This window comes from Asticcacaulis aquihabitans (assembly GCF_032490435.1).
Taxonomy (GTDB): Bacteria; Pseudomonadota; Alphaproteobacteria; order Caulobacterales; family Caulobacteraceae; genus Asticcacaulis.
In genome coordinates, this window is the sequence record NZ_JAVGWM010000005.1 from 70,097 (window position 1) to 93,744 (window position 23,648).

At 58.6% G+C, this 23,648-nt stretch carries 19 protein-coding genes; 11 read left to right on the top strand and 8 right to left on the bottom strand.

Going from position 1 to position 23,648, the window contains the following annotated elements; all coding sequences use genetic code 11:
- Positions 1–89 precede the first annotated feature (89 nt).
- Positions 90–257, bottom strand: a complete 168-nt coding sequence (gene rpmG, locus RCJ00_RS18130; protein ID WP_018079812.1) for a 50S ribosomal protein L33 — start codon at positions 255–257, stop codon at positions 90–92.
- A gap of 326 nt (positions 258–583) precedes the next feature.
- On the opposite strand from rpmG, the gene RCJ00_RS18135 reads away from it, so the two are divergent.
- On the top strand, positions 584–1,147 hold the full coding sequence (locus RCJ00_RS18135; RefSeq protein WP_316223712.1) for a hypothetical protein: 564 nt from the start codon (positions 584–586) through the stop codon (positions 1,145–1,147).
- 5 nt (positions 1,148–1,152) lie between these two features.
- Here RCJ00_RS18135 and rnr read toward each other — a convergent pair whose 3' ends face one another.
- Together rnr and RCJ00_RS18145 are read right to left on the bottom strand one after the other, a co-directional pair.
- Positions 1,153–3,519, bottom strand: coding sequence for a ribonuclease R (rnr, locus tag RCJ00_RS18140; RefSeq protein WP_316223714.1), 2,367 nt, complete (start codon positions 3,517–3,519; stop codon positions 1,153–1,155).
- A gap of 59 nt (positions 3,520–3,578) precedes the next feature.
- Positions 3,579–4,049, bottom strand: coding sequence for a response regulator (locus RCJ00_RS18145; RefSeq protein WP_316223715.1), 471 nt, complete (start codon positions 4,047–4,049; stop codon positions 3,579–3,581).
- 212 nt (positions 4,050–4,261) lie between these two features.
- Here RCJ00_RS18145 and RCJ00_RS18150 point away from each other — a divergent pair, with 212 nt between their 5' ends.
- The 3 genes from RCJ00_RS18150 to RCJ00_RS18160 all read left to right on the top strand — a co-directional run bounded on the left by RCJ00_RS18150 (position 4,262) and on the right by RCJ00_RS18160 (position 8,268).
- Positions 4,262–5,737, top strand: a complete 1,476-nt coding sequence (locus RCJ00_RS18150; protein WP_316223716.1) for a sensor histidine kinase — start codon at positions 4,262–4,264, stop codon at positions 5,735–5,737.
- Between the two features lie 9 nt (positions 5,738–5,746).
- Positions 5,747–6,202, top strand: coding sequence for a response regulator (locus RCJ00_RS18155; RefSeq protein WP_316223717.1), 456 nt, complete (start codon positions 5,747–5,749; stop codon positions 6,200–6,202).
- 203 nt (positions 6,203–6,405) lie between these two features.
- Positions 6,406–8,268 (top strand): autotransporter domain-containing protein, encoded by a 1,863-nt coding sequence (locus RCJ00_RS18160; protein WP_316223718.1) that lies wholly within the window; start codon positions 6,406–6,408, stop codon positions 8,266–8,268.
- A 57-nt stretch (positions 8,269–8,325) separates the two neighbouring features.
- Here RCJ00_RS18160 and RCJ00_RS18165 read toward each other — a convergent pair whose 3' ends face one another.
- Positions 8,326–9,006: a DUF1345 domain-containing protein gene (locus RCJ00_RS18165; RefSeq protein WP_316223720.1), complete on the bottom strand. Its 681-nt coding sequence runs from the start codon at positions 9,004–9,006 to the stop codon at positions 8,326–8,328.
- A gap of 105 nt (positions 9,007–9,111) precedes the next feature.
- Here RCJ00_RS18165 and RCJ00_RS18170 point away from each other — a divergent pair, with 105 nt between their 5' ends.
- From RCJ00_RS18170 to RCJ00_RS18190, 5 genes are all read left to right on the top strand, one after another.
- Complete coding sequence (locus RCJ00_RS18170; RefSeq protein ID WP_316223721.1) at positions 9,112–9,588, top strand: SRPBCC family protein; 477 nt, start codon at positions 9,112–9,114, stop codon at positions 9,586–9,588.
- Between the two features lie 90 nt (positions 9,589–9,678).
- Positions 9,679–11,772, top strand: coding sequence for a dipeptidyl-peptidase 5 (locus tag RCJ00_RS18175; RefSeq protein WP_316223722.1), 2,094 nt, complete (start codon positions 9,679–9,681; stop codon positions 11,770–11,772).
- Entirely contained in the window at positions 11,769–12,722 is a 954-nt protein-coding gene (gene bla, locus RCJ00_RS18180) for a class A beta-lactamase (protein ID WP_316223723.1), read from the top strand. The genes RCJ00_RS18175 and bla overlap by 4 nt, the downstream gene beginning before the upstream one ends.
- Positions 12,719–13,642, top strand: coding sequence for a glutaminase (locus tag RCJ00_RS18185; RefSeq protein ID WP_316223724.1), 924 nt, complete (start codon positions 12,719–12,721; stop codon positions 13,640–13,642). The genes bla and RCJ00_RS18185 overlap by 4 nt, the downstream gene beginning before the upstream one ends.
- A gap of 101 nt (positions 13,643–13,743) precedes the next feature.
- Positions 13,744–14,691 (top strand): hypothetical protein, encoded by a 948-nt coding sequence (locus RCJ00_RS18190; RefSeq protein WP_316223725.1) that lies wholly within the window; start codon positions 13,744–13,746, stop codon positions 14,689–14,691.
- A 20-nt stretch (positions 14,692–14,711) separates the two neighbouring features.
- On the opposite strand, the gene RCJ00_RS18195 is transcribed toward RCJ00_RS18190, so the two are convergent.
- Together RCJ00_RS18195 and RCJ00_RS18200 are read right to left on the bottom strand one after the other, a co-directional pair.
- Positions 14,712–16,097, bottom strand: coding sequence for a protein adenylyltransferase SelO (locus RCJ00_RS18195; protein ID WP_411267562.1), 1,386 nt, complete (start codon positions 16,095–16,097; stop codon positions 14,712–14,714).
- Positions 16,094–16,462, bottom strand: a complete 369-nt coding sequence (locus RCJ00_RS18200; protein ID WP_316223726.1) for a cystatin domain-containing protein — start codon at positions 16,460–16,462, stop codon at positions 16,094–16,096. The genes RCJ00_RS18195 and RCJ00_RS18200 overlap by 4 nt, the downstream gene beginning before the upstream one ends.
- A 573-nt stretch (positions 16,463–17,035) precedes the next feature.
- Between RCJ00_RS18200 and RCJ00_RS18205 the strand changes: the two genes are divergently transcribed.
- Positions 17,036–19,657 (top strand): TonB-dependent receptor, encoded by a 2,622-nt coding sequence (locus RCJ00_RS18205; RefSeq protein ID WP_316223727.1) that lies wholly within the window; start codon positions 17,036–17,038, stop codon positions 19,655–19,657.
- 74 nt (positions 19,658–19,731) lie between these two features.
- Here RCJ00_RS18205 and RCJ00_RS18210 read toward each other — a convergent pair whose 3' ends face one another.
- Together RCJ00_RS18210 and RCJ00_RS18215 are read right to left on the bottom strand one after the other, a co-directional pair.
- Positions 19,732–21,537, bottom strand: a complete 1,806-nt coding sequence (locus tag RCJ00_RS18210) for a long-chain-acyl-CoA synthetase (RefSeq protein ID WP_316223728.1) — start codon at positions 21,535–21,537, stop codon at positions 19,732–19,734.
- Positions 21,538–21,872: 335 nt separating this feature from the next.
- Positions 21,873–22,859, bottom strand: a complete 987-nt coding sequence (locus RCJ00_RS18215) for an ATP-grasp domain-containing protein (RefSeq protein ID WP_316223729.1) — start codon at positions 22,857–22,859, stop codon at positions 21,873–21,875.
- A 198-nt stretch (positions 22,860–23,057) separates the two neighbouring features.
- Between RCJ00_RS18215 and RCJ00_RS18220 the strand changes: the two genes are divergently transcribed.
- Positions 23,058–23,510 carry a YMGG-like glycine zipper-containing protein gene (locus tag RCJ00_RS18220; RefSeq protein ID WP_316223730.1) on the top strand — a complete coding sequence of 151 codons (453 nt, stop codon included), beginning with the start codon at positions 23,058–23,060 and terminating at the stop codon, positions 23,508–23,510.
- The last annotated feature ends 138 nt before the right edge of the window (positions 23,511–23,648 follow it).

The window sequence follows — 23,648 nt, forward strand, 5'->3', positions numbered from 1 at the left end:
GCCGAGTATAGGGGGAACTCAGGCGCGGCTTCCTTTAAGGTCCTTCGGCGAGGGGGGGATGCCGAAGGACAAACCTTAAGATGGCAAGATTACTTAATCTTGCCTTCCTTGAATTCGACGTGCTTGCGCACGACCGGATCGTACTTCTTCAGCACCATCTTTTCAGTCTTGGTGCGGGCGTTCTTCTTGGTAACGTAGAAGAAGCCGGTGTCAGCCGTCGAGTTCAGGCGGATCTTGATGGAGGCTGGCTTAGCCATGACGTAAATCCTTACGGTTCGGGTGCGCCAGACGACGCGAATAAACGAGAGGGGCGGAAAATACTCAGGAACAGCGGGAAGTCAATGGCCAATTGCCCGAAAGGCGGCTTTTTTCGTATGAACCTCTCATACGGGCGTTGTTTGAAGGCGAAATTCATATGTGCGATAGAAAGAACCGGCGCGCGGAGCAAGCTTTCCGTCGTTACCAAACGATTCTGGAACCTGGCTGGGACGCGGATGACCTACATCATTATGCGCGCCGGCGCGATTCGGTTGTCCATCGGTGATGCCGTAAACCTGACGTAATCTGGCGATAGGACTGGCGCATGATCAAAACGACTTCGCTTCTTGTCGGCCTCTTGGCTGTGTCCGCCGTCCCAGCTTTTGCCGCTGATCCGGTCGTCCCCTATCAGTCTATCGCGCCACTTAGTCTCAAGGCAGAGGCGGGCAAGCAGAACACCGCGCAATCGGATCCGCTGACCGATGTAACGCAGATGGATCTGGCGCTGAAGTTTACCTGCGCCGCAGCCAATTGCGATCAGGCAGCCTTCCAGCTTCTGCTCGAAGGAGAGGGCAACGATGTCGCCCAGATCGGTTTTACAGCCCAGGACGGCCTGCTAAAGGGCGCGGTCAGCAAGAATACCGGCGACGTCGCGGGTAAGGCTGAAGCCTTCCAACTGGCGCCGTCACCGGGTGAAGCCTTCGATGTCCGGGTCCATTGGACATCGGGCAACCGTGTCAGCTTCGACCTCTATCGCAAGGATGCGACCGGACGCGAAGTTATGGAAAGCCACGACGTACAATTGTCCGCCCGCGTCCATCATCTGTTCCTGCGGGTATCCAGCGGGGACCTTGTCCTGCTGAAGCAGACCTACAAGTTCCGGCACTAAATCCCTTAACGCTTTTTCTTTTTCTTCACGTTCTTGACGCCGTGCTTCGCGCCGGAGGTCTTGTCGCGAAAGCCTGCCTTTTTCGGCGCGCCTTTCGAACCGGGGCCACGGGGCGGAAAACCCGAACCCCGCGCACGGACGCCCAGACGCGCGCGCGGCGCGTTCGGATCGGCGGCTTCGGGTTCCGAGAGCATCTTGAATACCAGCCCGCCGGTTATTGGCATGGCTTCGGACAGTTCGACCTCGACCGTAGCGCCCAGGCGCCACCTTTGCCCGGTGCGTTCGCCGATCAGCGCGTGTTGCACATCGTCGTGCACGAAATAATCGTTGCCAAGCGATGACACGGGCACGATGCCGTCGGCGCCGGTGTCCGTCAGCTTAACGAACAGGCCAAAGCGCGTGACCCCGACGATACGCCCGGTGAAGGCCGCGCCGATCTTATCGTGCAGGAAGGCGGCGATATACCGCTCTATGGCTTCCCGTTCGGCCTGCATCGACCGGCGTTCGGTGGCGGTGATGTGTTCGGCGGTGTCGCCGAGGGTTTTGATTTCGTAGTCGGTCAGGCCGTCGTCGCCCAGCTTGAGCGCGCGGATCAAACCGCGGTGAACGATCAGGTCGGCATAGCGGCGGATCGGTGAAGTGAAGTGGGCGTAATGGTCGAGATTAAGTCCGAAGTGGCCGTAATTTTCCGGTGAGTAATGTGCCTGCATCTGGGTGCGCAGAACCACTTCATTGATGATTTCATTATTGGGGCCGTCCTTTTGCCCGTCAAGCAAGGCATTGAAACGGTCGGTGCGCGGCGGCTCACCCTTGTTCCAGGGAATACCCAGTGTCGCGAGGAAGTCGGCCAGGTTGCCGATCTTTTCCAGCGAAGGGGTTTCGTGGACCCGATAGATCAACGGCGTCTTGTGCTTTTCCAATTCTTCGGCGGCCGAGACATTGGCCTGGATCATCATCTCCTCGATCAACTGCATGGCATCCAGCGACACACGTTGTTCGATAGAGACAACATTGCCCTCGGCGTCCAGCTTTACGCGGCGCTCAGGAGAGTTGATATGCAGGGGCTGCCGGATGTTGCGGCCCTTGGTCAAGCAGGCGTGGGCGGCCCAGAGCGGTTTGAGCAGGGCGTCTAGGATAGGGCCGGTGGTGTCGTCTGGCATACCGTCGATCGCGGCCTGCGCCTGTTCGTAGGACAGCTTAGCGGCGGATCGCATCAGACCGCGCACGAATTTGTGGCTGAGCTTCTTGCCGGCGGCATTAAACACCATGCGCACCGCCAAGGTGGCGCGGTTCTCACCTTCCTGCAGCGAACACAGGCCGGACGACAGAACGTGCGGCAGCATGGGTTCGACGCGATCGGGGAAATAGGTGGAGTTACCTTTCTCACGCGCATCGCGGTCAAGCGACGAACCGGGCGTGACATAGGCGGCGACGTCGGCGATGGCGACCCAGACGACCCAGCCGCCCGGATTGGACTCCGTGTCGTCGGCGTGGGCAAAGACGGCGTCGTCATGGTCTTTGGCGTCGACCGGGTCAATGGTGACGAAAGGCAGGTCGCGCAGGTCGGTCCGTTTACCCAGGGTGGGCGGCTGGGCGGATTTGGCTTCATCCTCGGTGCTGCTTTGAAAGCCGAGCGGCAGGCCGTGACTGTGGATCGCCATGACCGAGGCAATCTTGGGACTGTCTTCCTTGCCAATGACTTCCAGAACCCGGGCGGGCTTGGGACCGTAGCGATGCACGCCACCAACGGGCGCGGCCACGACAACATCGCCGTCCTCCAGTGTATCCAGATTCTGGCCTGTCAGGTTCCAGGCGGTCTTTTCCTTGCGGTTGACGCTTTCCAGCCGGATTTCGCGGCGTCCCTTGCGCACCACGCCGACGATCTTGGGGGCGCCCTGGTCCAAAACCTTGATCAGATGCGCCACCCAGCCATCGGCGGTGTTTTCAAAGCGAGCATAGATCCGGTCGCCCATGCCGGGCGGCGTCTGGGCGGCGGCCTTTTTGAGCGGCGCCAGCCGGGCGAGCGGCGAAGCGGAATCGGCCTTGCCCCATTTGACCCACAACTCGCCGTCGATATCGCGTTCGACGACATCGCATACGCCAGTATCGGGCAAGGCGCCCACGGCACCGAATGTTTTACGGCCGCTTTTATGCAGTTTGCCGGATTCAGACAGGGTTTTCAGCCGTTGGCGCAGAGCGCGACGCTCGTCGCCTTTTAGCCCGAACTGGCGGGCCAGGTCGCCGATATCGACTTCGCGCGCGGCGGCCAGCGCGTCCAGAAGGGTCTGGTCGTCGGGAAGGCCCTGATGCGCTTTTTGCGTTTGGGGTTTGAGCGGTTTGGGGACGCGCGGCACGCGGGGAAGTTTGGTCATGACGCCAATGTAGGCGAGACTCAGGCGTCAAACCACCCCGAAATCAAGAAAACAGCCTGTCAGGAAAACGATGCGGGCGCCTGATCCGGCGGCAACTGCATCAGGCCGAACCAATATTGTTCGATGCGGGCGACGATGTCGTCATAGGTTGCATTGTTGATCGGTTTGGTGATGTAGCCATTGGCGTGGCGATCATAGCTGGCGATGATGTCGCTATCAGCGGCAGAACTCGACAAAACGATGACGGGTATGCGTTTGAGGGCGGGATCTTCTTTTACCCGATAAAGGAAATCCTGGCCGTGCATGGCGGGCAGATTGAGATCAAGCAGTATCAAATCGGGCCTTGGCGCATCGGCATGTTCACCTTCGCGACGCAGAATGCTCAGTCCTTCCTCACCGGTTTCAGCCACCACGATATCGCTTTTCATCTCAGCCCGCTTGAAGGCCATCCGCGCCAGAATCGCATCGCCGCGATTGTCTTCGATCAGCATAACCCGCGCGACCCGCGCTCTATCGATCAGCTTCGTCATTGCAGCGTCCGTTCCGTCAATTTTCCTGTCAGGCGATTTGTCCGATGAATCTGAGCCTATCGCAAGCGGTTTCCGTCAAGATAGCGCTTTTCGCCCACCTGTCCCAATGGTTGTGTTTTAATTGAAAACACGCTGAAAATACATGTAACGCGTGAACGGAGCAGTGGTATAACCAGTTGCGCATAGGTGGGGATAGGTGGGAGGATGGGCTTGTGAATAAAACGGCGGACCTTGCCAGCATTGTGCCGCCCACCTTGGTTTGGCTGCATAGCGTCGCAGATATTGTCATTACGCTGTCCTGTTTTGTTATGGCGGGCGCTCTGTTCTTCGTAAGGTTTCGGCGACCGGACCTGACCATGCGGTCGCTTTTCACGGTGTTCGGCACATTGATGCTTCTCGCGGGCATAACTGCCCTGGCGGATATTTGGACGCTTTGGCGTCTGCAGCTCCTGGTCGACGGTGTCGTACGCATAATCTATGCGATCGCGGTATTCTTCAGTTGCATTGCCTTGACCGCCATGGTGCCTCGCGCGCTCAAAATTACGAGCGCCCGTCAACTGGCCGATGCCAATAGAAAGCTTGAGCGTCTTTACCGTGCGACCGAGGAGCAGGGCAGGATGATGCTGGGTGCCGTTGTCGATAATATTATCGACGGCATCATCACCATAGACGATCACAATCGCATTCAGAGTTTCAACCCCGCCTGCGAGACCCTATTTGGCTATACCTCCGACGAAGTGGTGGGGCAGCCTGTATCCTTGCTAATGCCCAACCCAACCTACGCCGAACATGACCACTATATTCTTCAATATGTCGGTACCGCTGCGGGCGGCCGGGAGGTCATGGCCCGGCGACGCGACGGTTCTGAGTTTTCCGCCGACCTGTCCGTCAGCGCCTTTGAAATATCCGGACGCCGCCATTATACCGGTATCATTCGCGACATCACCAAAGCGAAACAGGCGGAGGAGGCGCGCCAGAAACTGCTGAAACGCCTGACCGATTCGAATACGGAACTGGAACGATTCGCTTACGTGGCCTCGCACGACATGCAGGAGCCATTACGTATGGTCATTAACTTCAGCCAGGTCATTCGCAACGATTATGACGACAAGCTGGACGATGATGGCAGGGAATATTTGAAGATTATCGGCGATGCGGCGGCCCGTATGCGCGACATGGTCCAGGACCTGCTGGAATATGCCCGGCTTGATAAGGAGGTCGCCCGCTTCGCACCGGTGGATCTTCGCGCCGAATTGGCGCATGTGCTGAAGAACCTGCGGGCACTCACCCGCGAAAGCCAGGCGATCATCACCTACGACGATCTGCCGGTTGTGGAAGGCAGCGGTGTCCAACTGATGCGGCTAATGCAGAACCTGATTAGCAATGCCATCAAATACCAGCGGCCACGGCGATTGCCCGTCGTCCATGTGGGCTGCCAGGATCGGGGCGATCACTGGGAAATCAGCGTGCGAGACAACGGCATGGGCGTGGACCAGCCCTTCATAAATCAGATTTTTGAACCGTTTCGCCGACTGCACAGTTGGGATAATATTCCCGGTACCGGACTGGGACTTTCCGTGTGCCGGAAAATCGCCGAAACCCACGGTGGTCACATCTGGGCCGTCTCGGAACCTGATGTCGGTTCAACCTTCTTTTTTACGCTCCCGAAGATTTCGCATACAGCATAGGAGGCACTATTGAAAAATCTGCTCATTCGTGAAGGTCGCGCGGCCGAAATCATGCTGGTGGAAGACAATCGCGGTGACGCACTCCTGGCCTCGCGGGCATTCAAGCAGGCGGAAATCGACAACAATGTCACCGTTGCGGAAACAGGGGAAAAGGCGCTAACCATGCTGAGGCGGGAAGGGCAGTATGCAACCATGCGGCTGCCTGATCTGATCTTGCTTGACTTGAACCTGCCAATGATGAGCGGCCATGAGGTCCTGGCAGCGATAAAGGGGGATGAAGCTCTGCGGCACATTCCGGTTATTATCATGTCGAGTTCCTCGGCGGAAACGGACATCGCCGGCGGCTATGCCAATCACGCCAGTGCCTATGTCGTCAAACCTATCAGTCTCGACAGCTTCACCGAAGTGGTGCGTAATATCGAGCAGTTCTTTTTCATGCTGGCCGTCCTGCCGTCGTCTGAATGAACCAAGGAAAATTTAGCAGGCTTGCTCATTGAAAGCATGAAGGTGCTATGTGGTCGTGCGTCTTTATTGTGACAGGCGTGCGAAATAAGATGACGATTGACGCTGCGTAAGTATTGCCAATTCTGGTTTCTGGTCGGATGCTTGTTCGCAAGGCCTGTCCGCACGGTCAGACCATAATCAAAAAAGCTATGCAGCAGGGATACATGAAAAAAACGCTCACTCTGGCGCTTCTGGCGTCCATGGTGTCCGCAGCGCCGTTCGCTGCCCACGCCCAGTCCTACACCCGTCTCGTCAGTTTCGGCGACTCGCTCAGCGACAATGGAAACCTCTACACCGCAACAGGCAGTCCGCCACCGCCCTACAATAAGCGCTTTACCAATGATCTCGTGTGGAACGAATACCTGGCCGGCAGTGGTCAGGGCTTCTTCAATCCAGCCGCCACAATAAATACCGGCAATGTCTATTATGGCTGGGGCGGTGCGCGCTCCGATTCGGCGGCCAATTCCAGCGGCCCCATCCCGGGCACGCCGACTCAGATCGGGCTTTTCCTGTCGCGCGGCGGCACCTTCGGCGCCAATGATGTGGTTGCCATGTGGGCCGGTGCCAATGATATTTTTCAGGCGCTGCCGACCGCCGCGGCCAATCCAGCCACGGCTTCGACCTATATGTCCGGTATTGCCGCGACGGCTGCGGGCAATGTGGCGACCCAAGTCGGGCAGTTATCGACGGCTGGCGCCAAGACGATCATCGTCATGAATTTGCCGGATCTGGGATCGACGCCGAATTTCAACACCGATCCATCCACGTCCGCGCTGACGTCATTGACCAGTGGTATATTCAATACCGCTCTGGACACCGGCCTCAAGACGCAGGCCGCCTCCCACGCCGGCACCAATATCATTGAGGTCGATATCAAATCGGCCTTCACCGCCATTGTCGCCAACCCCTCTGCCTTCGGCTTTAGCAATGTCAAGCAGGCGTGCATCAATGTGACAGCCTGCGTTACGGGCAGCCAGGATACGCGGAACACCTATCTGTTCTGGGATGGTGTGCACCCGACCGCCGGCGGCCATCGCCTGATCGCGGCCCTGACGGCGCAATATCTATATACGCCAACCCTGACCCAAGGCGTCGGTATGCTGGCGGACGGCAGTTACAATATGCGCCGTTCGGTGCAATCGGAAATGAGCGGCCTGTTCCACGGGAACGGCGGTAAGGGCGGCTACTTCCTTCAAGTCGTCGGCTCCCAGGCGGAGCGCCATATGAAGGTGGCCGTGCAATCGACGATTGGCGGCGCCACGAGCACCAGCGACCAATCGGCTTATGACTACAGTCTGGGCGGTATCCGCGCCGGCGCGGTCCAACCCGCCAATGACCGTCTGAGTTTCGGGATCGGCGTGACTGCCATGACTGGTGATGCCAAGGCGATGATGGTTCAGGCCAAGCCGACCGATCTGAGCGTCGATGTCGGTCTCGACTGGCGTCCGGGCGCCTACTTCGTTACCGGCACCTTGGGCGTGGGCATTACCTCCTACAGCAATTACGAGCGTCATACCCTGGTCGACGGCTTCCGTGAAACCGCCAATCATGTCGACACCACGGCCTATTCGGCGTCCGTGCAAACCGGCTTTGATAAGGATATGGGCGGCTGGATCGTTACACCGGTGGTGCGTCTGTCCTACGCCGCCGCCAAGATGGGCAGCTTTAATGAGCAGGGGCTCGTCGCCGCGGTCGCGTTCGAAGACCGTCAGGTGTCGGCGTTTTCAGGCGCTGTCGAGCTTCAGGCCAGCGGTCAGTTGAGCGCAAATACACGCCTTAGCGGCGTCATCGGCTATGAAGGCGTCTTCAGCGGGGATGCCGGCGATCTACGCGGCCAACTTATCGGTAATACCGCCCAGGCCTATGCGGTTTCAATGGGTGATGTCGGTAGTCCTGGCGCGCTGGTCGGTGTCGGAATCGAAACCCGGGTCAGCGGGTTTTCTGTGAAAGCGCAATATCGCGGCACGTTCGGGTCCGACAATCAGAAGGATCAGACGGCGCTGATTTCCCTCAATAAGGCGTTCTAGGCCTCGTATTGATTATCCCAACCGCGCCCGGCAACAGGCGCGGTTTTTTATGTTAGCCTATGAAATAAGCGACGCGGCGATGTTGATGGTCAGCGCTAGGACGGTGGCATTGAACAGGTAGGCCGCGACGCAATGCACCAGGCCGACGCGCCGCATCTCCCTCGTGGCGAAATCGACGTCAGCGGTTTGGCCGGACGTGCCGATGACAAACGAAAAATACAGAAAATCCGTATAATAGGGCGTCTTCTCACCCGGAAATATCAGGCAGGGCTTGCCGTTGTTGCGGGGTAACTCGGCATAGTAACCGTGTGCGTAATGGAACGCGAACGCGATATGGATAAAGGTCCATGAGGTGAGCAGGGTAAGCCCAGATAAGGCGATATGCAGGGTTTTCAGCTCGGGCGGTAGTCCCTTGGTCGTGGCCAGTTCGCCAACGATGGCGACGAAACTCAAAATCGCGGCCAGTAGTGACAGCAGGAGGATCATGCCTTCGCCGTCATCGTAGAGATGGGCATGGTTTTGCAGCGTTTCGCGCGTGGCGCTCAACATGACCTGCAACCCCCAGAATATATAAAGCAGCGTGAAGCTGTTCCAGCCGATCAAGGCATTGGTTATTGGGCTCATATGGGTCAGGAGGGTGCAGGCGACGAGTACACCGACACCGACACCTAAGGAGACTACGAGCTGCGGTTTTTGTCGCAGGTAACGGATGCCGTGCAGATCCAGAATGCCTGCCATGTCTGTCCTTGGTGGTAGGTTCTTGTAAGTTCGCTGCCCTATGTTAGGCTCTTCGATCTGCCGCTTGTCAAATGGGATTCGGGCAGGAGAAAGAGGTTTCGCGTTATGGCTATCACTTTCGAACACGGTATCAACCTGCCGCACGCGCCGCATGAGGTTTTCACCCTGCTGGATGACTATTCGAAAGTACCTTTGTGGCTGAAGCGCTGTGAAGGCGTCGCCAAGCAAGGCACCGGCCCGAACAAGGTCGGCGACAAGTTGCGCTACGCCTACAATGAGGCGGGCAGGCACGGGCTCATGGATGGGGTGATCACGGCCTATGAGATGGATCGCCATATGGCGTATCGCTATTTCGACAAGATGATGGCGGTGGCCGTCGAGTTCCGCATGGAGCCGACCGGGGAGGGGACGCGGCTGACACATCGCATCGAAATCACGCCGCATTCCTTCATGGCAAAGCTGATGACGCCGATGTTCCGCATGAAATTGCCGCGACAAACGGTTCAGACGATGGAAAACGTCCGTGCGCTGCTTGCCAAGGGCCACACCGCGGCACCTAGCGCGGCTGAACACCAACATTAAAATTCGGCAATGTTTCCGCCTCCGCGCTCGACTCCGGCGGCAAAGAGGGCTTTAAACCTACCAATCGTAACAACTGACACAGGTTGGTCCATGTCCGTCTCTTCCAAATTTTCGGCCCTTCTGCTGGCCGGTTCCGTTTCGCTGGCCGCGCTTGCCGGGTCGGCCTTCGCCGCGCCGCTCACCTATACGGACATGATCAAGATGGACCGTATCAACGGCTTCAAGGTTGATCCGACCGGCCGTTATGCTGTCCTGAACATCCGCGTCACGGACATGGAAAAGAACAAGGGCATCCAGTCAATCTGGCTTAAGGACCTGAGCAAGCCCGAAGCGCCGGAAATCAAGCTGGCCGTTTCCGATGGCGGGGCGTCCAACGCTCAGTTCGGGCCGGACGGTTCGATATATTTCATCTCCGGTCGCGGCGAAGGCGGCACAGATCAAGTCTGGAAGACAGATATCACCGGCGCCACCGCTACCCAGGTGACCCGTCTGCCGCTCGACATTCAGGCCTACCAGATCACGCCCGACGGCAAGGGCGTGGTTGTGGGACTGGCCGTCTTCCCCGAATGCAAGGGGGACGAAATCAATTGCACGGTCAAGCGCCAGACGGATCGCAAGGCCGACAAGTCGTCCGGCACGGTCTATGACAAGATTTTCGTTCGTCACTGGGACACTTGGGCGGACGGCACGCGCAATCATCTGTTCTACGTTCCGTTGGCCGGCGGCGCACCGATTGCCCTGACCGACGGCTATGACGGCGACGTTCCGTCCAAGCCCTTTGGCGACGAAGCCGACTACACCATATCGCCGGACAGCAAGACGGTCGTCTTCTCGGCGCGCGAAGCCGGCAAATCCGAACCGTGGAGCACCAATTTCGACATCTACACCGTGCCCATCGATGGCTCCGCCGCGCCGGTCAACCGCACGGCGACAAACAAGGCCTGGGACGGCAGCCCGCGCGTCTCGCCGGACGGCAAGACCATCGCCTATGTCGCCATGAAGCGCCCTGGTTTCGAAGCCGACCGCTTCGGCATCATGCTGATGGATGAGCAAGGCAAGACGCGCGAGCTGGCACCGGATTGGGACCGGTCGGTCGGCGGCATACAGTGGTCAAAGGACGGCAAGAGCCTGTTGGTTGATGCTGACGATGTCGGCAAGCATATCGTCTTCCGTGTTGACGCCAAGACTGGCAAGGTGACGCCGTTGACCCGGACAGGGCATACCAGCGCCTATGCCGAAACGCCGCGCGGCATGGTCTTTCTCAAAGACGACCTGACTCACCCCAGCGCCTTCTACCAGGCCAAGGCGAAATCCGCCTTCATCGACGAGGGCGCGACGAACCTGACCAAGTTCAATGCCGCCGCCAGCGCCTTGACCACGGGCGCCTATGAACAATTCGTCTTCAAAGGCTGGAATAACGAAGACGTCCATGGCTATGTCATCAAGCCGGCGGGCTATGTCGAAGGCAAGTCCTATCCGGTCGCCTTCCTGATCCACGGCGGACCGCAAGGCTCGTTTGGTGATGGTTGGTCGTATCGCTGGAATCCGGAAACCTATTCAGGTGCTGGTTATGCGGTGGTGATGATCGATTTCCACGGTTCCACCGGTTACGGCCAGGCCTTTACGGACGCTATCTCGCAGCACTGGGGCGACCGCCCGCTGGAAGACTTGCAAAAAGGCTGGGCCTTCGCCCTGGATAAGTACAAATTCCTAGATGGCGACCGCGCCTGCGCCCTGGGTGCGTCCTACGGCGGTTTCATGGTCAACTGGATCGCCGGCAACTGGAAGCAGCCCTGGAAGTGCCTGGTATCGCATGACGGCGTGTTCGACGCGCGTAACATGGGCTATTCGACTGAAGAACTGTGGTTCGAGGAATGGGAACAGGGCGGACTGGTCTATGATGATCCCGCCAAGTACGATACCTTCAACCCCGCGCTTCATGCCAAGGACTGGTCCAAGCCGATGCTCGTCATCCACTCGGACAAGGATTACCGTATTCCGGTCGAGCAGGGCATAGGGGCCTTCACAGCGCTTCAGCGTCAGGGCGTCGAGTCCGCCTTCCTGCGCTTCCCGGATGAAAACCATTGGGTGCTGAAGCCCGCCAATTCGATGAAGTGGCATGATACGGTCTTCAACTGGCTGGATACCCATATCGGTGCCAAATCGACCCAAGGTGCGAAGTGAGGCTGTCGCGCCGTGGTCTGGTGGCGGGGGGCGTTGCCCTGGCTGGCGTCACATTGGCGGTGCCCTTGGCCGGCTGCTCCGAAAAGGTGCAGAAAGTCATGGGTTTCGCGCAACGTATGTTGGAAATCCAAAAGCGCCATGGCGGTCGGGTTGGGGTATCCGCCCTGACTGGCGCTGCGACAGCCAATACCGAGGCCAATGGATCTTTGAGCATCAGCTCCAGCGAACGGTTCGCCATGGCATCGACCTTTAAGTGGGTGCTGGCGACAGCCATCCTTCAGCAGGTCGATCTGGGCAAGCTCACTCTGGCGCAGGAACTCACCTATGGCAAAAAGGATCTGCTCGAGTACGCGCCTGTGACCACCGCCCAGGTGGCCAAGGGGCGCATGACCGTTGGCGATCTATGTTCGGCGGCGGTGTCGCTATCCGACAATACGGCAGCCAATCTGCTCTTGCCCCTGATCGGCGGACCCGCGGGGTTGACCGCCTTTGTGCGCGCGATCGGCGATGACACCACGCGCTTCGATCGCACGGAACCTTCGCTCAACAGCAATATAGATGGTGACCCGCAGGATACGACCACACCAGAGGCCATGAGCACCCTGCTGCGCAAGGTCTATAGCGGCGACGTTCTGAAACCGGACAGCCTGAACCGGCTAAAGGATTGGATGATTGCCACCACGACGGGCAAGGGGCGCATTCCGGCAGGTATCCCGGCCGGGGCGACGGTGGCGCACAAGACCGGCTCCGGTGCCAATGGCGCAATTAACGATGTCGGTGTCGTCTGGTTGCCTGGCAAGCCGCCGGTTTATCTGTCTATCTACACCTCCGGCGGTACTCTCGATGACGCCGGCCGCGACAAAATCATCGCCGACGTAACGAAGCTGGTCTTCGACACCCTGGCCTTCGTCGAAACCCTCGACGCCAGTTCATCGAGCGCGAGCGTTTGAAATCAGGCATTTCCATAGATGAGGTGTTGGCCGAAGTCGTCGCCATGGTGCGACCGCACTTTGGCAAGGGCCGCCCGGCGGACTACATCCCGCAACTGGCCGGGGTTGATCCCCGCCAGTTCGGCATGGCCGTCTGTACCGTAAAGGGGGAGGAGGCCTATGTGGGTGACGCCGACGTGCCGTTTTCGGCGCAGTCTATCACCAAGCTGTTTGCCCTGGGGCTGGCGCTCAACCAGATCGGCGACGAGGTCTGGACGCGGGTGGGCAAGGAACCGTCAGGCACGCCGTTCAACTTTCTGTCTCAGCTCGAGCACGAGCAGGGCGTACCACGCAATCCCTTCATCAATGCCGGCGCCCTGGCGATTACCGATATCCTGCTCGATACGGTGCCGTCGCCGGACGCCCTTGTGCGTGATTTTCTTGGCATGCTGTCCGACAGTCGGCTTGAGATTGACGAAGCCGTGGCGCGGTCGGAGGTCGAAACCGCGCACAAGAACCGCGCCATCGCCAACCTGATGCGCGGTTTCGGTACCCTGACCCACGACGCGGAAGCCGTGATATTGGCCTATTGCCGCCAATGCGCGATTACCATCTCCTGCCGGCAATTGGCGCGGGCAGCTTTGCCTTTAGCGGCGGACGGGTTTTCCCCTATTGCCGAAGAAACCATATTTCCGTCGCGCCTGACCCGCCGGCTGAACGCGCTCCTGCTGACCTGCGGCACCTATGATAGTGTCGGTTCGTTCGCCTACCGCGTCGGATTGCCGGCCAAAAGTGGGGTCGGTGGCGGCATCCTGGCGGTGGTCCCTGGGCAGGCAACTATCGCCGTATGGTCGCCGGAACTCGATCGTTTCGGCACTAGTGTCGTGGGCGCGGCGGCGCTGGAACATTTCAGCCAATTGACCAACTGCTCCGTTTTGTAGAGTCTTTAGGTCCGGCCCGGCCATTTTAGCCAGTTACGGTTCCAAGAAACCTGAAATTAAGGCCTGTCAGTTAGACTCACGGCGAAATTCGGGAAAGCCTCATGTCCGCACTCGCTCTATTCGCTCAGGCCCTGACGGCCAAATCCGCCATCGGTGCCGAAGATGTCCTTGCCTTGCGCCAGCTTGTCTGGGGTAACGACGCCACCATCAGTACAGATGAGGCGAACGCCATCATGGCGCTCAATTCGGCCTGTCACGTTCGGTCGAAGGAATGGATCGACTATTTCGTCGAGGTCATGGTCGATTATGTCGTCAAGCAACAGGCGCCTGTCGACTATGTGGACGACGCCAAGGCTGACTGGCTGATGCGCTGGATTAATCGTGATGGCCGCGTCGACTCCTTGAGTGAGCTGGAGCTGTTAGTAAAAATTATCGAGGTGGCGGCCGCGGTGCCCGAAGCTTTGCGCAGCTATGTCCTGCTTCAGATCGAGTTGGCTGTCCTGACCGGCGACGGGCCCACCCGGACGCAGCGTAATGACGGCGACGGGCATCTGGATTCCCGCTGCATCAATGACACTGAAGTCAGCCTTCTGCGCCGGGCGGTCTTCGCCATTGCCGGCGATGGCGCCTATGTCGTCAGCCAGGCCGAGGCGGAGATGCTTTTCCGCATCAAGGACGCGACCATCGGCGCGGAGAATGCGCCTGGCTGGGCGGACCTGTTCGTTAAGGCGGTGGGCAACCACCTGATGGGCCACGCCAGCTATCAACCCCTGACCAGCCATCAGCAACGCGAATTGGACGCCTATGTTGCCGATACCTCGCTATCGATGGCGCGCTTCGCCAAGCGCGCCTTTGGTCGCCGGACGACCGATCCACGGGCGGGCGCCGTCATTGAAAACGATCGCCGTGCGCAAGGCGCAGCGGCGGATACACAGATCACGCCTAATGAAAAAAGCTGGCTGACAGCGCGCATTCAGGCGGATGGCGCGCGCGATCCGTTGGAAACAGAGCTTTTGAACTTCATTCGCCGAGAACGCGCCGGGGTTTAGAGGTCGAGCGGCAATTCCGTTCAAAGCGCCAGCGCTTGGCGATAGGTCTCAATTCGGTCCAGCTTGGCGTGGAACAAAGACCAATCGTCTTCAAAGGCAATCTGCGCCCAAATGGCTTCGATTTCGTCATAGAGCAGGGTTTCCGGCTCAGCCTCCGCGAACCTGGGATGATCTATCCTGGCCGGGGCTGCGGTTGTGTAGGTGTTCAGGCAGTCATGAAATGCCGCGAAGGCGCCACCCGTATAGGTGTGGCCGCGTGGACTCGACAGGGCCCGGGGTTCGGCGGCTGTCCCGCCGAACCAGTCATAGAACAGCCCTTCGAAACTACCGTCGCCGTGAAGGTCCGCCAGCAGGTCGTAAAGCGTCCTGACCAGCGCACCGTCATCCGCTGTCGGCACCACATTCAAACGGGCACAGACCGCCAACTGCAATTCGCGGTCATAGCGTTCGGAAAACGCATTGAAACTGGCCACGAGGGCCGCTTGATCGCCGATCAAGGTGAGGCAGCGGCCCAACTGACCGAGGTTCCACAACACGGCGTCCGGCTGACGGCCATAGGCGTACAGACCCGTTTCGTCGAAATAGGCGGCCGTGAAGGCAGGATCATAATGCGGCAGGAACCGATAGGGGCCGTAATCGAAGCTTTCGCCCGTCACGTTCATATTATCGGTATTGAGAACGCCATGCACGAAGCCGGCGGTCATCCACCTTGCAGCCAGGGTGGCCGTGGCCGAAACGACCGCATCGAAAACGTCTTCGGCATTTGTGCAGGCCGGATAATAGTTGGCGATCAAAAACGCTACGAGATCGCGCATTGTTGCAACGTCATTAAGGTAAGCCAGCCGCTCGAACGTGCCAAAGCGGATATGGCTGTGGCTCAGGCGCACGAGGACGCTGGATCGGGTCGGCGAGGGCTCATCGCCGCGTACCAAGCGTTCACCGGTTTCGATAAGCGAAAAGGATTTTGACGTCGGCACACCCAGCGCTTCCAGCATGGCGGTGGCTAACACTTCGCGAACGCCGCCTTTCAGGGTCAGCCTGCCGTCGCCGCCACGCGAATAGGGCGTCTTGCCCGAGCCCTTGGTCCCCAGGTCGAGGAGACGCCCCTTATCATCGTACATCTGGGCGAACAAAAAGCCGCGTCCGTCGCCAAGATCGGGATTATAATGGCGGAACTGATGGCCGTGGTAGCGCAGGGCAAGCGGTACAGGTTGATTGTCGGGTAGGGGGACGAAACGGCCGAAATGCCTGATCCAGTCGGCATCGCTCAGGTCGTCTAGGCCAACGGATTGCGCAGCACGGTCGTTGCGGTAACGCAAGGTGGCTTGCGGAAAGTCGGCTGCCGTAACCGTATCGTGCACCGCCAGGGGACTTCGGCTCAGCAGGGGGGCCGGGCGGTAGGTCAATCGCAGACCTCGACATCGGTCCAGGCGGTCAGGCTGTAATGGGCGTTCAGGTCTTTATAGACGCGGGCCGAGACGAGGTGGCCACGTGTAAATAAGCCTGGCCTCGGCGATTTTACCCGAAGGCACAGGCTGTAATTCATACCGGCGACCACCTGCTGCCGGGCCGACAGAATGCGTTTCAGGCTGACGGGTTTGGGCGCGTTATGAATGGCGAAGTCCGCCGCCGCCTGCACATCCGCATCCTTGACGTCTACCGCCTGAAAGCCGCCGACAATGGGCGGTGCGGGCTGTGCCGGTGTTTGGGCCGCGCCCGCCGTGGCGCTGGCCAGAAAAAGAAAGAAGAGCGACGAGAATGTCGATGTCATGGTGCAGATTCCGGTTTTGACTGTCTTACCCTGCAAAACCATCAGAAATCCATCTCGAATCGCGGGGGAGGGGCTTGTCGCCTGCCATGCGCGGCAAAACCGCCGTCCTTCCAGCGGCTTCGCGAGGCGTGGCGCGGTGTAGGTGTGTCTTTTATGCGGCATAGGCATCACAATACGTCGCCGTATTGGAGACTTCCGTCTGTTGAAAAGGGGTTTTGGGGGCAGACGGCGGTAAAATCAGCGGTTGTTTCAGGTCTAAAATGCTTGGTTTGCGCAGGTGCAGCAATTCCGCGGCGAAAACCAACCCTAGCGGAAACTTAACGTTCACGTCAACTGCAGCAATGGCTTGCTGTGCTTTCCACAGCAAATCTTGTCAAATTCTCAGGCTTAATTAAGACCTGAAAGCGTAACATTTTGTGCGCTGCAGTAGTAACATATTCGATATTTGTTTCCGTGCGCGTAATGTGTTAGGGATTATGAGTAATCATGGTGCTGTTTTTCACAGGCTGTGCTTCACCGTAAAGACAAAAATAAAATACCTAAGCAGAGATGAAATTTACCTAAGGGAAAGAAATGCAACAGGCCATTCATTTACTTAAAACCCGTGCCTTGATGGCGGGCGTTGCCGGCGTCGCGCTTATGACCGCCGTCCCCGTGGCCGCCTTCGCGCAAACTGCTGCGCCAGCCCCCGCGCCGGCCGCTCAGGACGACACCGTCACGGTCGTTGTCACGGCCCAGAAGCGCGAGCAACGTCTGCAGGACGTGCCTATCGTCGTGACCACCTTGTCCGCCAAGTTGCTGCAGGATGCCGGTGTCAAGGACATCAAGGACATGCAGATCCTGACGCCCGGCCTGACGGTAACCTCGACCCAGAACGAAACCCTGACGACGGCCCGTATTCGCGGCGTCGGCACGGTTGGTGACAACCCTGGCCTTGAATCCTCCGTCGGCGTCGTGATCGACGGTGTCTATCGTCCGCGCAACGGCGTTGGCTTTGGCGACCTGGGCGAAATGGAGCGCATCGAAGTCCTGAAGGGCCCCCAAGGCACGCTGTTCGGCAAGAATACGTCGGCGGGCGTCATCAACATCATCACCAAAAAGCCGTCCTTTACCTTTGGCGCCGATGGCGAAGCCACGTTCGGCAATTACGGTGCACAAGGCTATGCCGCATCCGTCACAGGCCCGATCGTCAACGATCTGGTTGCCGGGCGTCTCTACATCGCCAAGCGCTCGCATGACGGCTACACCGACGTCGACACGGGTGTAGGCCCGCGCACGCTGAAGTCCGACCAGGATCAGGATTTCACCACGATCCGCGGACAGTTGCTGTTCACGCCAAATTCCGATTCTGAAATCCGGGTTATCGGCGATTTCAGCCATCGCGATGAATATTGTTGTGTCGCCGTCCAAACGCTCACCGGCCCGACCGGGGCTGCGATCAATGCGCTGGCTGGCGGTCATGGCGTCGCGGCTACGGCCAATCCGGACGCACGCCTGGCCTATTCAAACCGCGACACGCACCAGGTCGTTCGCGACGGCGGCGTATCGGTCGAAGGCAATTTCAAGGTCGGCGCGTTTGGCGGTTCGACCTTCACCACCATCACCGGTATTCGGGATTGGAAAGCGACCAACGGTCAGGATCTCGACTATTCCGGTGCCGATATCCTGTACCGCAAGGACAACGGCGACTTCAATGTCCGCTTCAAGACCTTCAGCCAGGAACTGCGCTTGGCCGGCGCTACCGACAAGCTCAACTGGTTGGTCGGCGCTTTCTACGTCAAGGAAGACATGACGCGCGCTGACTCATACGTCTATGGTTCCGCCTATGAGCCATACCTCGGCCTGCTTCTGTCGAGCCAGGTCACCGGCACCCAAGACCCGACCTTCGTCTCCAAGCTGACCGGGCGTCCCTATGGCACCAACTTCGCCGCCGGCGCCCAGGCCCGCGATCACTACACGCAATCCGATGAAAGCTACGCGCTCTTCACCAACAATTCGTGGAAGGTGACCGAAGCCGTCGAACTGACCATGGGCTTGCGCTACACCCACGAAAAGAAGGACATGACGGCGCTGTATACCAACAGCGACAGCGGTGCAGGCTGCGCGGCCGGACTACAGAAGTATGGCCAGGCCGCTGCCATCATGCAGGCCAAGGGTGGCAACGTCACGCAGTCGGTCATCGCCGGTGCTAACCCATACTGGGCGGGCGCGATTGCGGCCGGCAAGGCGCCGACCCTGGTTGGCGCGTTGTGTCCGTTCTGGAGCAATCCGGCCTTTAACAACCGCCGTGTATCCGACAGCAAGGCCAACAGCAATCTGTCCGGAACCTTGAAAGCCGCCTGGCACCTCAACCCCACAGCCATGCTGTACGTGTCCTACGCGCGTGGCTATAAGGCCGGTGGCTTTAACCTCGACCGCGCCCAGACCGGTATTACGCCAGACACCGACCTGACCTTCGCGCCGGAAACCGTGGATTCCTACGAAGTCGGTTTGAAAACGTCGCTGTTCAACGATGCCCTGGCTGTCAATGTCACGGCGTTCGATCAGCGTTATCAGAACTTCCAGCTCAACACCTTCCTCGGTACGGCCTTCGTGGTTGAATCCATACCGTCGCTGACGTCCAAAGGCTTCGATGCCGACATGTACTGGCGCACCCCGGTGCCTGGCCTGAGCTTCCAGGGCGGCATCTCCTACGCCGACACCAAGTACGGCAACTTCACCGCCGCCGACCTGGACAATCCGGCCCACTTCCCCGGCCTGTCCCTGTTGCCGGGCGCCCAGGTGTCCTTCGCGCCGAAATGGACGTCTTCGGCGGCCCTGACCTGGGGTCATACCTTCGGAAATCTGCGCACCTCGGCCAACCTGACAGCAAAGTACACCTCGGACTACAATACGGGTTCAGATCTGGTTCCGTACAAATCCCAGGAAAGCTATACCCTGGTCAATGGCCGTCTGTCGATCGGCGCCGCCGACCGCTCATGGACCGTCGAAATCTGGGGCCAGAACCTGACCGATGTGAACTATCGTCAGGTGGTCATCAATGCGCCGCTGCAAGGGACAGGCTTCCAGTCAACGGTACAGACCGCCGGATCGAACCCGGGCACCTACTACAACAAATCGCTCGACTCCAATACCTATGACGCCTTCCTGGGCGCACCGAAGACATATGGTGTGACCCTGCGCGTCAAGTATTGATCGACGAATATTCGGTAAGAAGAACCCCGCGGAGCGATCCGCGGGGTTTTTTGTTATTCGGGGTAAGGTCTAATCTAGAGTCTTAGCTTGCCGTTGGCGATGTCGCTTATCATTTCGGCCGTGACCGGTACATAATCATCGCCGTGACAGACAAAGATGGGATCGCTGGTCAGGGTGATGTCATATCCCACCTTGATCAAATCCATTTTCTTGTACTTGAAGGTGCCGGTTGTTTCGACTTCCTGCAACATGCGAACAAATTTGGGCCGCGCCCAGGAAGGCAGCTTCGCATCGACATGGTTCTTGAAGGTTTTCAAATCGAAGCCGTCGCGGGCGACGATGGCGGCCATACCGGCCTTGCCGTCATGGTTAGGCACGGGGACGCCGTAGATGATGGCTTCCTCTACGCCGGGCGCCGAGGCTGAATATTCCGCCACTTCCGAGGTCGATACGTTTTCGCCCTTCCAGCGGAAGGTGTCGCCGATGCGATCAACGAAATAGAGATAGCCCGCCTTGTCCTGGCGCATAAGGTCGCCGGTCCGGAACCATTGGTCACCTTTTTTGAAGACGTCGTTCAGGACCTTCTTCTGGCTGGCGGCCTTGTCGGCGTAGCCGGAATAGGCGTGTCGGGCATCGTGTGCGATCATGCCGATGGCTTCGCCGATTTCGCCCGGCTTGCATTCGTAGCACAGGCCGTCCGGGCGGCGGTCGGGGAGTTCGCTTTCGACATCGAAGCGGACCAGGCGGACATTGAAACTTTTCTTGAGGATTTTTGGTACGCGGGCGATGGCGCCGGAATGACCGTCCAAATTGAACAGGGACACATTCCCTTCGGTCGAGCCGTAAAACTCCAGAATTTCCTTGATGTGGAAACGCGCCTTGAAGTGATCCCATACTTCCGGCCGCATCCCATTGCCAAAGGCCATGCGCACCTTGTGCTTGGTTTCGTCTTCAGGATTGGGGGCGGGGGGTGAATTGACCAGATAGCGGCACAATTCCCCGATATAGACGATATGGGTAATACCTTCGCCACGCACGTCATTCCAGAAGGCCGACGCCGAGAACCTCCGTTTCAGCACTAAGGTCGCACCGTTCATGAGTGCCGCGCCGACGGCGCACAGGCCGGCGGTTGCATGGTACAGCGGCAGCACGCAGTAGAGGCGGTCGTCCGGTTTCATATTGGTCAAGCCGGCGAACGCCTTCATATACAGTTGTGCGCGGGCGTTGGAAATCTTGGCAGCCTTCGGAAGCCCCGTTGTGCCGGATGTATAGATATAAAGCGCGGTACTGCTGGCGGTCAGGTTGGCACGAAGCTGGCGGTCAGGCCGGACAGTCGACACGCCTTTCAGCGCAGCATCCAGACTCCGGCAGTTCTCGGTCTCGTCTTCGCGCGGCAGATCCAGAACCCAGAGGGCCTGGTGGCGTTCGACCTGACTTTCAATGTCCTGGAAACACGGACGGGTCGTCTGATCGACGATGGTCAGGCTGGCCACCGAAATATTGATGCAATGCGCCAGACCGTTGCCGGTAAGGGAGTTGTTTATAAGCGCGGTAACGACGCCGATCTTGTTGAAACCGATCCAGATCGCCAAATATTCCAGACGGTTGGGCATGAACAGGGCGACCGTGTCGCCAGCTTTCAGACCGCGTTGACGTCCCCAATGGGCGTACCGATTGGCCATGGTGTCAAGCTGTTGGTAGGTGAGGGACTTGCCTTCGAACTTGATCGCCGTCTGGGATGGGAAACGGGTAGCGGCCGCTTCGAAATCGTCGCACACCAGATTGGGGGAATCCGGACTGACGGGTCGGATACGGCGCAAGATGCGGATCAGACGCTTCATGAACACGAAATCACGCTTCATATTGGCGACAAGACGCATACGCTTTCCGCTCCCCGGAGATATCGGCTAATGCCTAGACTATGCCAACAAGGTATAGCCGAATCATTACCGGTAAAGCCAAAAATCGCGCTGTGGGCGCATTTTCTGTAACGCAGCCGTAGGGGAAACGGCCTTAAGCGATCCTATCGTCCACGGTTCGATACCCGCGTGCATAGGCGTGAAGGCGTGTTTGCGAACTTAGGCGGCTAGCTCCCTGGTATCCAACTCGGACACGGTACATCCCGCATATTACCTAGGCTTACCAGCTTAAATCACTCCACATTCCTATTTGTCTGTTTTAATTGTTATTGTCAGACAAAACGATTTTTGGACTTTTACGCGGCGCCTATGAGCCGCTTCAACGCACGCGACAATCGGTTCATGGATCTTATCTTGTCGCGCCAAGACAAGGCGACAACGGGGCCCAGGTCAGTCTTGTTAACATCAACGATATAGATTCGACCAGTGTTACGGTCGCGAAGGATGTCCAGTCCGCCCCAGTCCAAACCCATGCGCGCCGAAAACTCGCGGATCAGACTACGTTCTTCGGCGGAATAGATGTCGACCGGATCGGCCAGGACGGCACGCCGGTTATTGATCGAAAACCGGCCTTCCGGCGTCTTGACCTTGACCCAGACCACTACGGGATCGCCCCCGGCGCAAGGCGTGCGCAGATCGTGGCAGCACCCGTCGTCATCACGCGTATCGACGACGCGCTGGTAGACGCAGCCGGGTGTCGGGGCCAGAGGGGCCATGACGATCCGTCCATCATGAACGCCGTTCTTTTCCGATTTTTCGACGACTTCGCCGTGCGTCTTTGTCGGATCGACCAGAAGCGGATAGCCGAAAACGCCTTCGAACACGCGCGCCACGTGGCCTTTGGAAATATCGGTGCAGCCGTGATTGAATCGCATGGCGCTCACCGCGGGCGGCGCTTCGCCGTCTGTGGCATCGTCGAAATAGAACGCCGCCGCTGCTTCCATAGGCGAGGACGCGGTGTCGAAACCCGCCCAGATGGCGGTGCCTCTCAGCAGGTACCAGGGGCGCGGTATGTCCGGCGCGAACCACAGTTTAGGGCGTGATCGGGACGACAGGCGTGCCCGTAGGGACGCAACCGAAAGCAAGGCGAGATACCCCGCCCATTGAACAATCTCATTGATAAGGGCGGATGTTATCTCAAGTCGGATGCCGGTTTTGCGGATACCTATACGGCCCTCATGCCATTCGAAATCCTTGAGCCAGTCTGTCAGCGGGTTCTGCGCCTGACGTACAGGAGCTACGGGTGAGAGGGTGAGCGCCGCCGGCTTGCTCATCATGCGCATGTCTGGTGTCCTTGGATGATGCGAGGACGTTAGACCGTTTTATATAAGCGGGAGGTCGGGTTCATTGCGGCGGCCGCAAGGAAGGCGTAAACCGGGCATCTATCCAAAAAACGAAACAGGCGTACAATGCGGCCTTGCAAATACCGCATTTATTGTCGAAATCCTTGCGTCAGCCTAATCCTGTTCTGGAGAACACTTATGATTCGCCTTGCTTCCCTGAAAGCGCCCGCCCTGGCTTTGGGCGCTGTCGCACTCACCTTGTCCGCCATTGCGCCGATCGCCGCTTCAGCGCAGACCCAGTATGACGGATATTGCTACGCCAAGAAAGAAGATATCACCGGCAAGAATGCCCTGATCGGCGCTGGTGTCGGCGCGGTTGCCGGCAGCTTGCTGGGCAAAAAGGGCAAGAAGGGCGAAAGCGCCGCTATCGGCGCTGCGGCCGGCGCGGGCGTTGGTTACATCGTCGCCAAGAATTCCAAGGAAAAGGTCCGCTGTAGCAAGGGTCGGTACTACGTCTACAGCAAGGGCTATTATGAGCCGCGTGAAGCCGCGGAAGGCTTCCGTCTGGTCTTCTTCGAAGAACGTCCTGCCAATGTCGATCTGTATACCCGTGGTCGCGACGGGCGGGATTATCCGTACAGAGGTCGGTAAGGCCTGAGAGGCATTATCGTAGAGACCCCGGACGGTCAGGCCGTCCGGGGTCTTTTCGTTTCGGTCGCCTGCCACTCTTTGGGTATAAATATTGCAATCTAAGGCCTTTGCACCTCTTCCCCCGCAAACGCCTTCCCG

Bases quoted from the DNA above. Each gene is read 5' to 3' on its own strand.
- RCJ00_RS18145 (WP_316223715.1), bottom strand. From the start codon at position 4,049: ATGACGAAGCTGATCGATAGAGCGCGGGTCGCGCGGGTTATGCTGATC.
- RCJ00_RS18165 (WP_316223720.1), bottom strand. From the start codon at position 9,006: ATGGCAGGCATTCTGGATCTGCACGGCATCCGTTACCTGCGACAAAAA.
- RCJ00_RS18135 (WP_316223712.1), top strand. From the start codon at position 584: ATGATCAAAACGACTTCGCTTCTTGTCGGCCTCTTGGCTGTGTCCGCC.
- RCJ00_RS18215 (WP_316223729.1), bottom strand. From the start codon at position 22,859: ATGCGCATGATGAGCAAGCCGGCGGCGCTCACCCTCTCACCCGTAGCT.
- RCJ00_RS18205 (WP_316223727.1), top strand. From the start codon at position 17,036: ATGCAACAGGCCATTCATTTACTTAAAACCCGTGCCTTGATGGCGGGC.
- RCJ00_RS18220 (WP_316223730.1), top strand. From the start codon at position 23,058: ATGATTCGCCTTGCTTCCCTGAAAGCGCCCGCCCTGGCTTTGGGCGCT.
- RCJ00_RS18200 (WP_316223726.1), bottom strand. From the start codon at position 16,462: ATGACATCGACATTCTCGTCGCTCTTCTTTCTTTTTCTGGCCAGCGCC.
- rnr (WP_316223714.1), bottom strand. From the start codon at position 3,519: ATGACCAAACTTCCCCGCGTGCCGCGCGTCCCCAAACCGCTCAAACCC.
- RCJ00_RS18210 (WP_316223728.1), bottom strand. From the start codon at position 21,537: ATGCGTCTTGTCGCCAATATGAAGCGTGATTTCGTGTTCATGAAGCGT.
- RCJ00_RS18175 (WP_316223722.1), top strand. From the start codon at position 9,679: ATGTCCGTCTCTTCCAAATTTTCGGCCCTTCTGCTGGCCGGTTCCGTT.
- rpmG (WP_018079812.1), bottom strand. From the start codon at position 257: ATGGCTAAGCCAGCCTCCATCAAGATCCGCCTGAACTCGACGGCTGAC.
- RCJ00_RS18170 (WP_316223721.1), top strand. From the start codon at position 9,112: ATGGCTATCACTTTCGAACACGGTATCAACCTGCCGCACGCGCCGCAT.
- RCJ00_RS18160 (WP_316223718.1), top strand. From the start codon at position 6,406: ATGAAAAAAACGCTCACTCTGGCGCTTCTGGCGTCCATGGTGTCCGCA.
- RCJ00_RS18190 (WP_316223725.1), top strand. From the start codon at position 13,744: ATGTCCGCACTCGCTCTATTCGCTCAGGCCCTGACGGCCAAATCCGCC.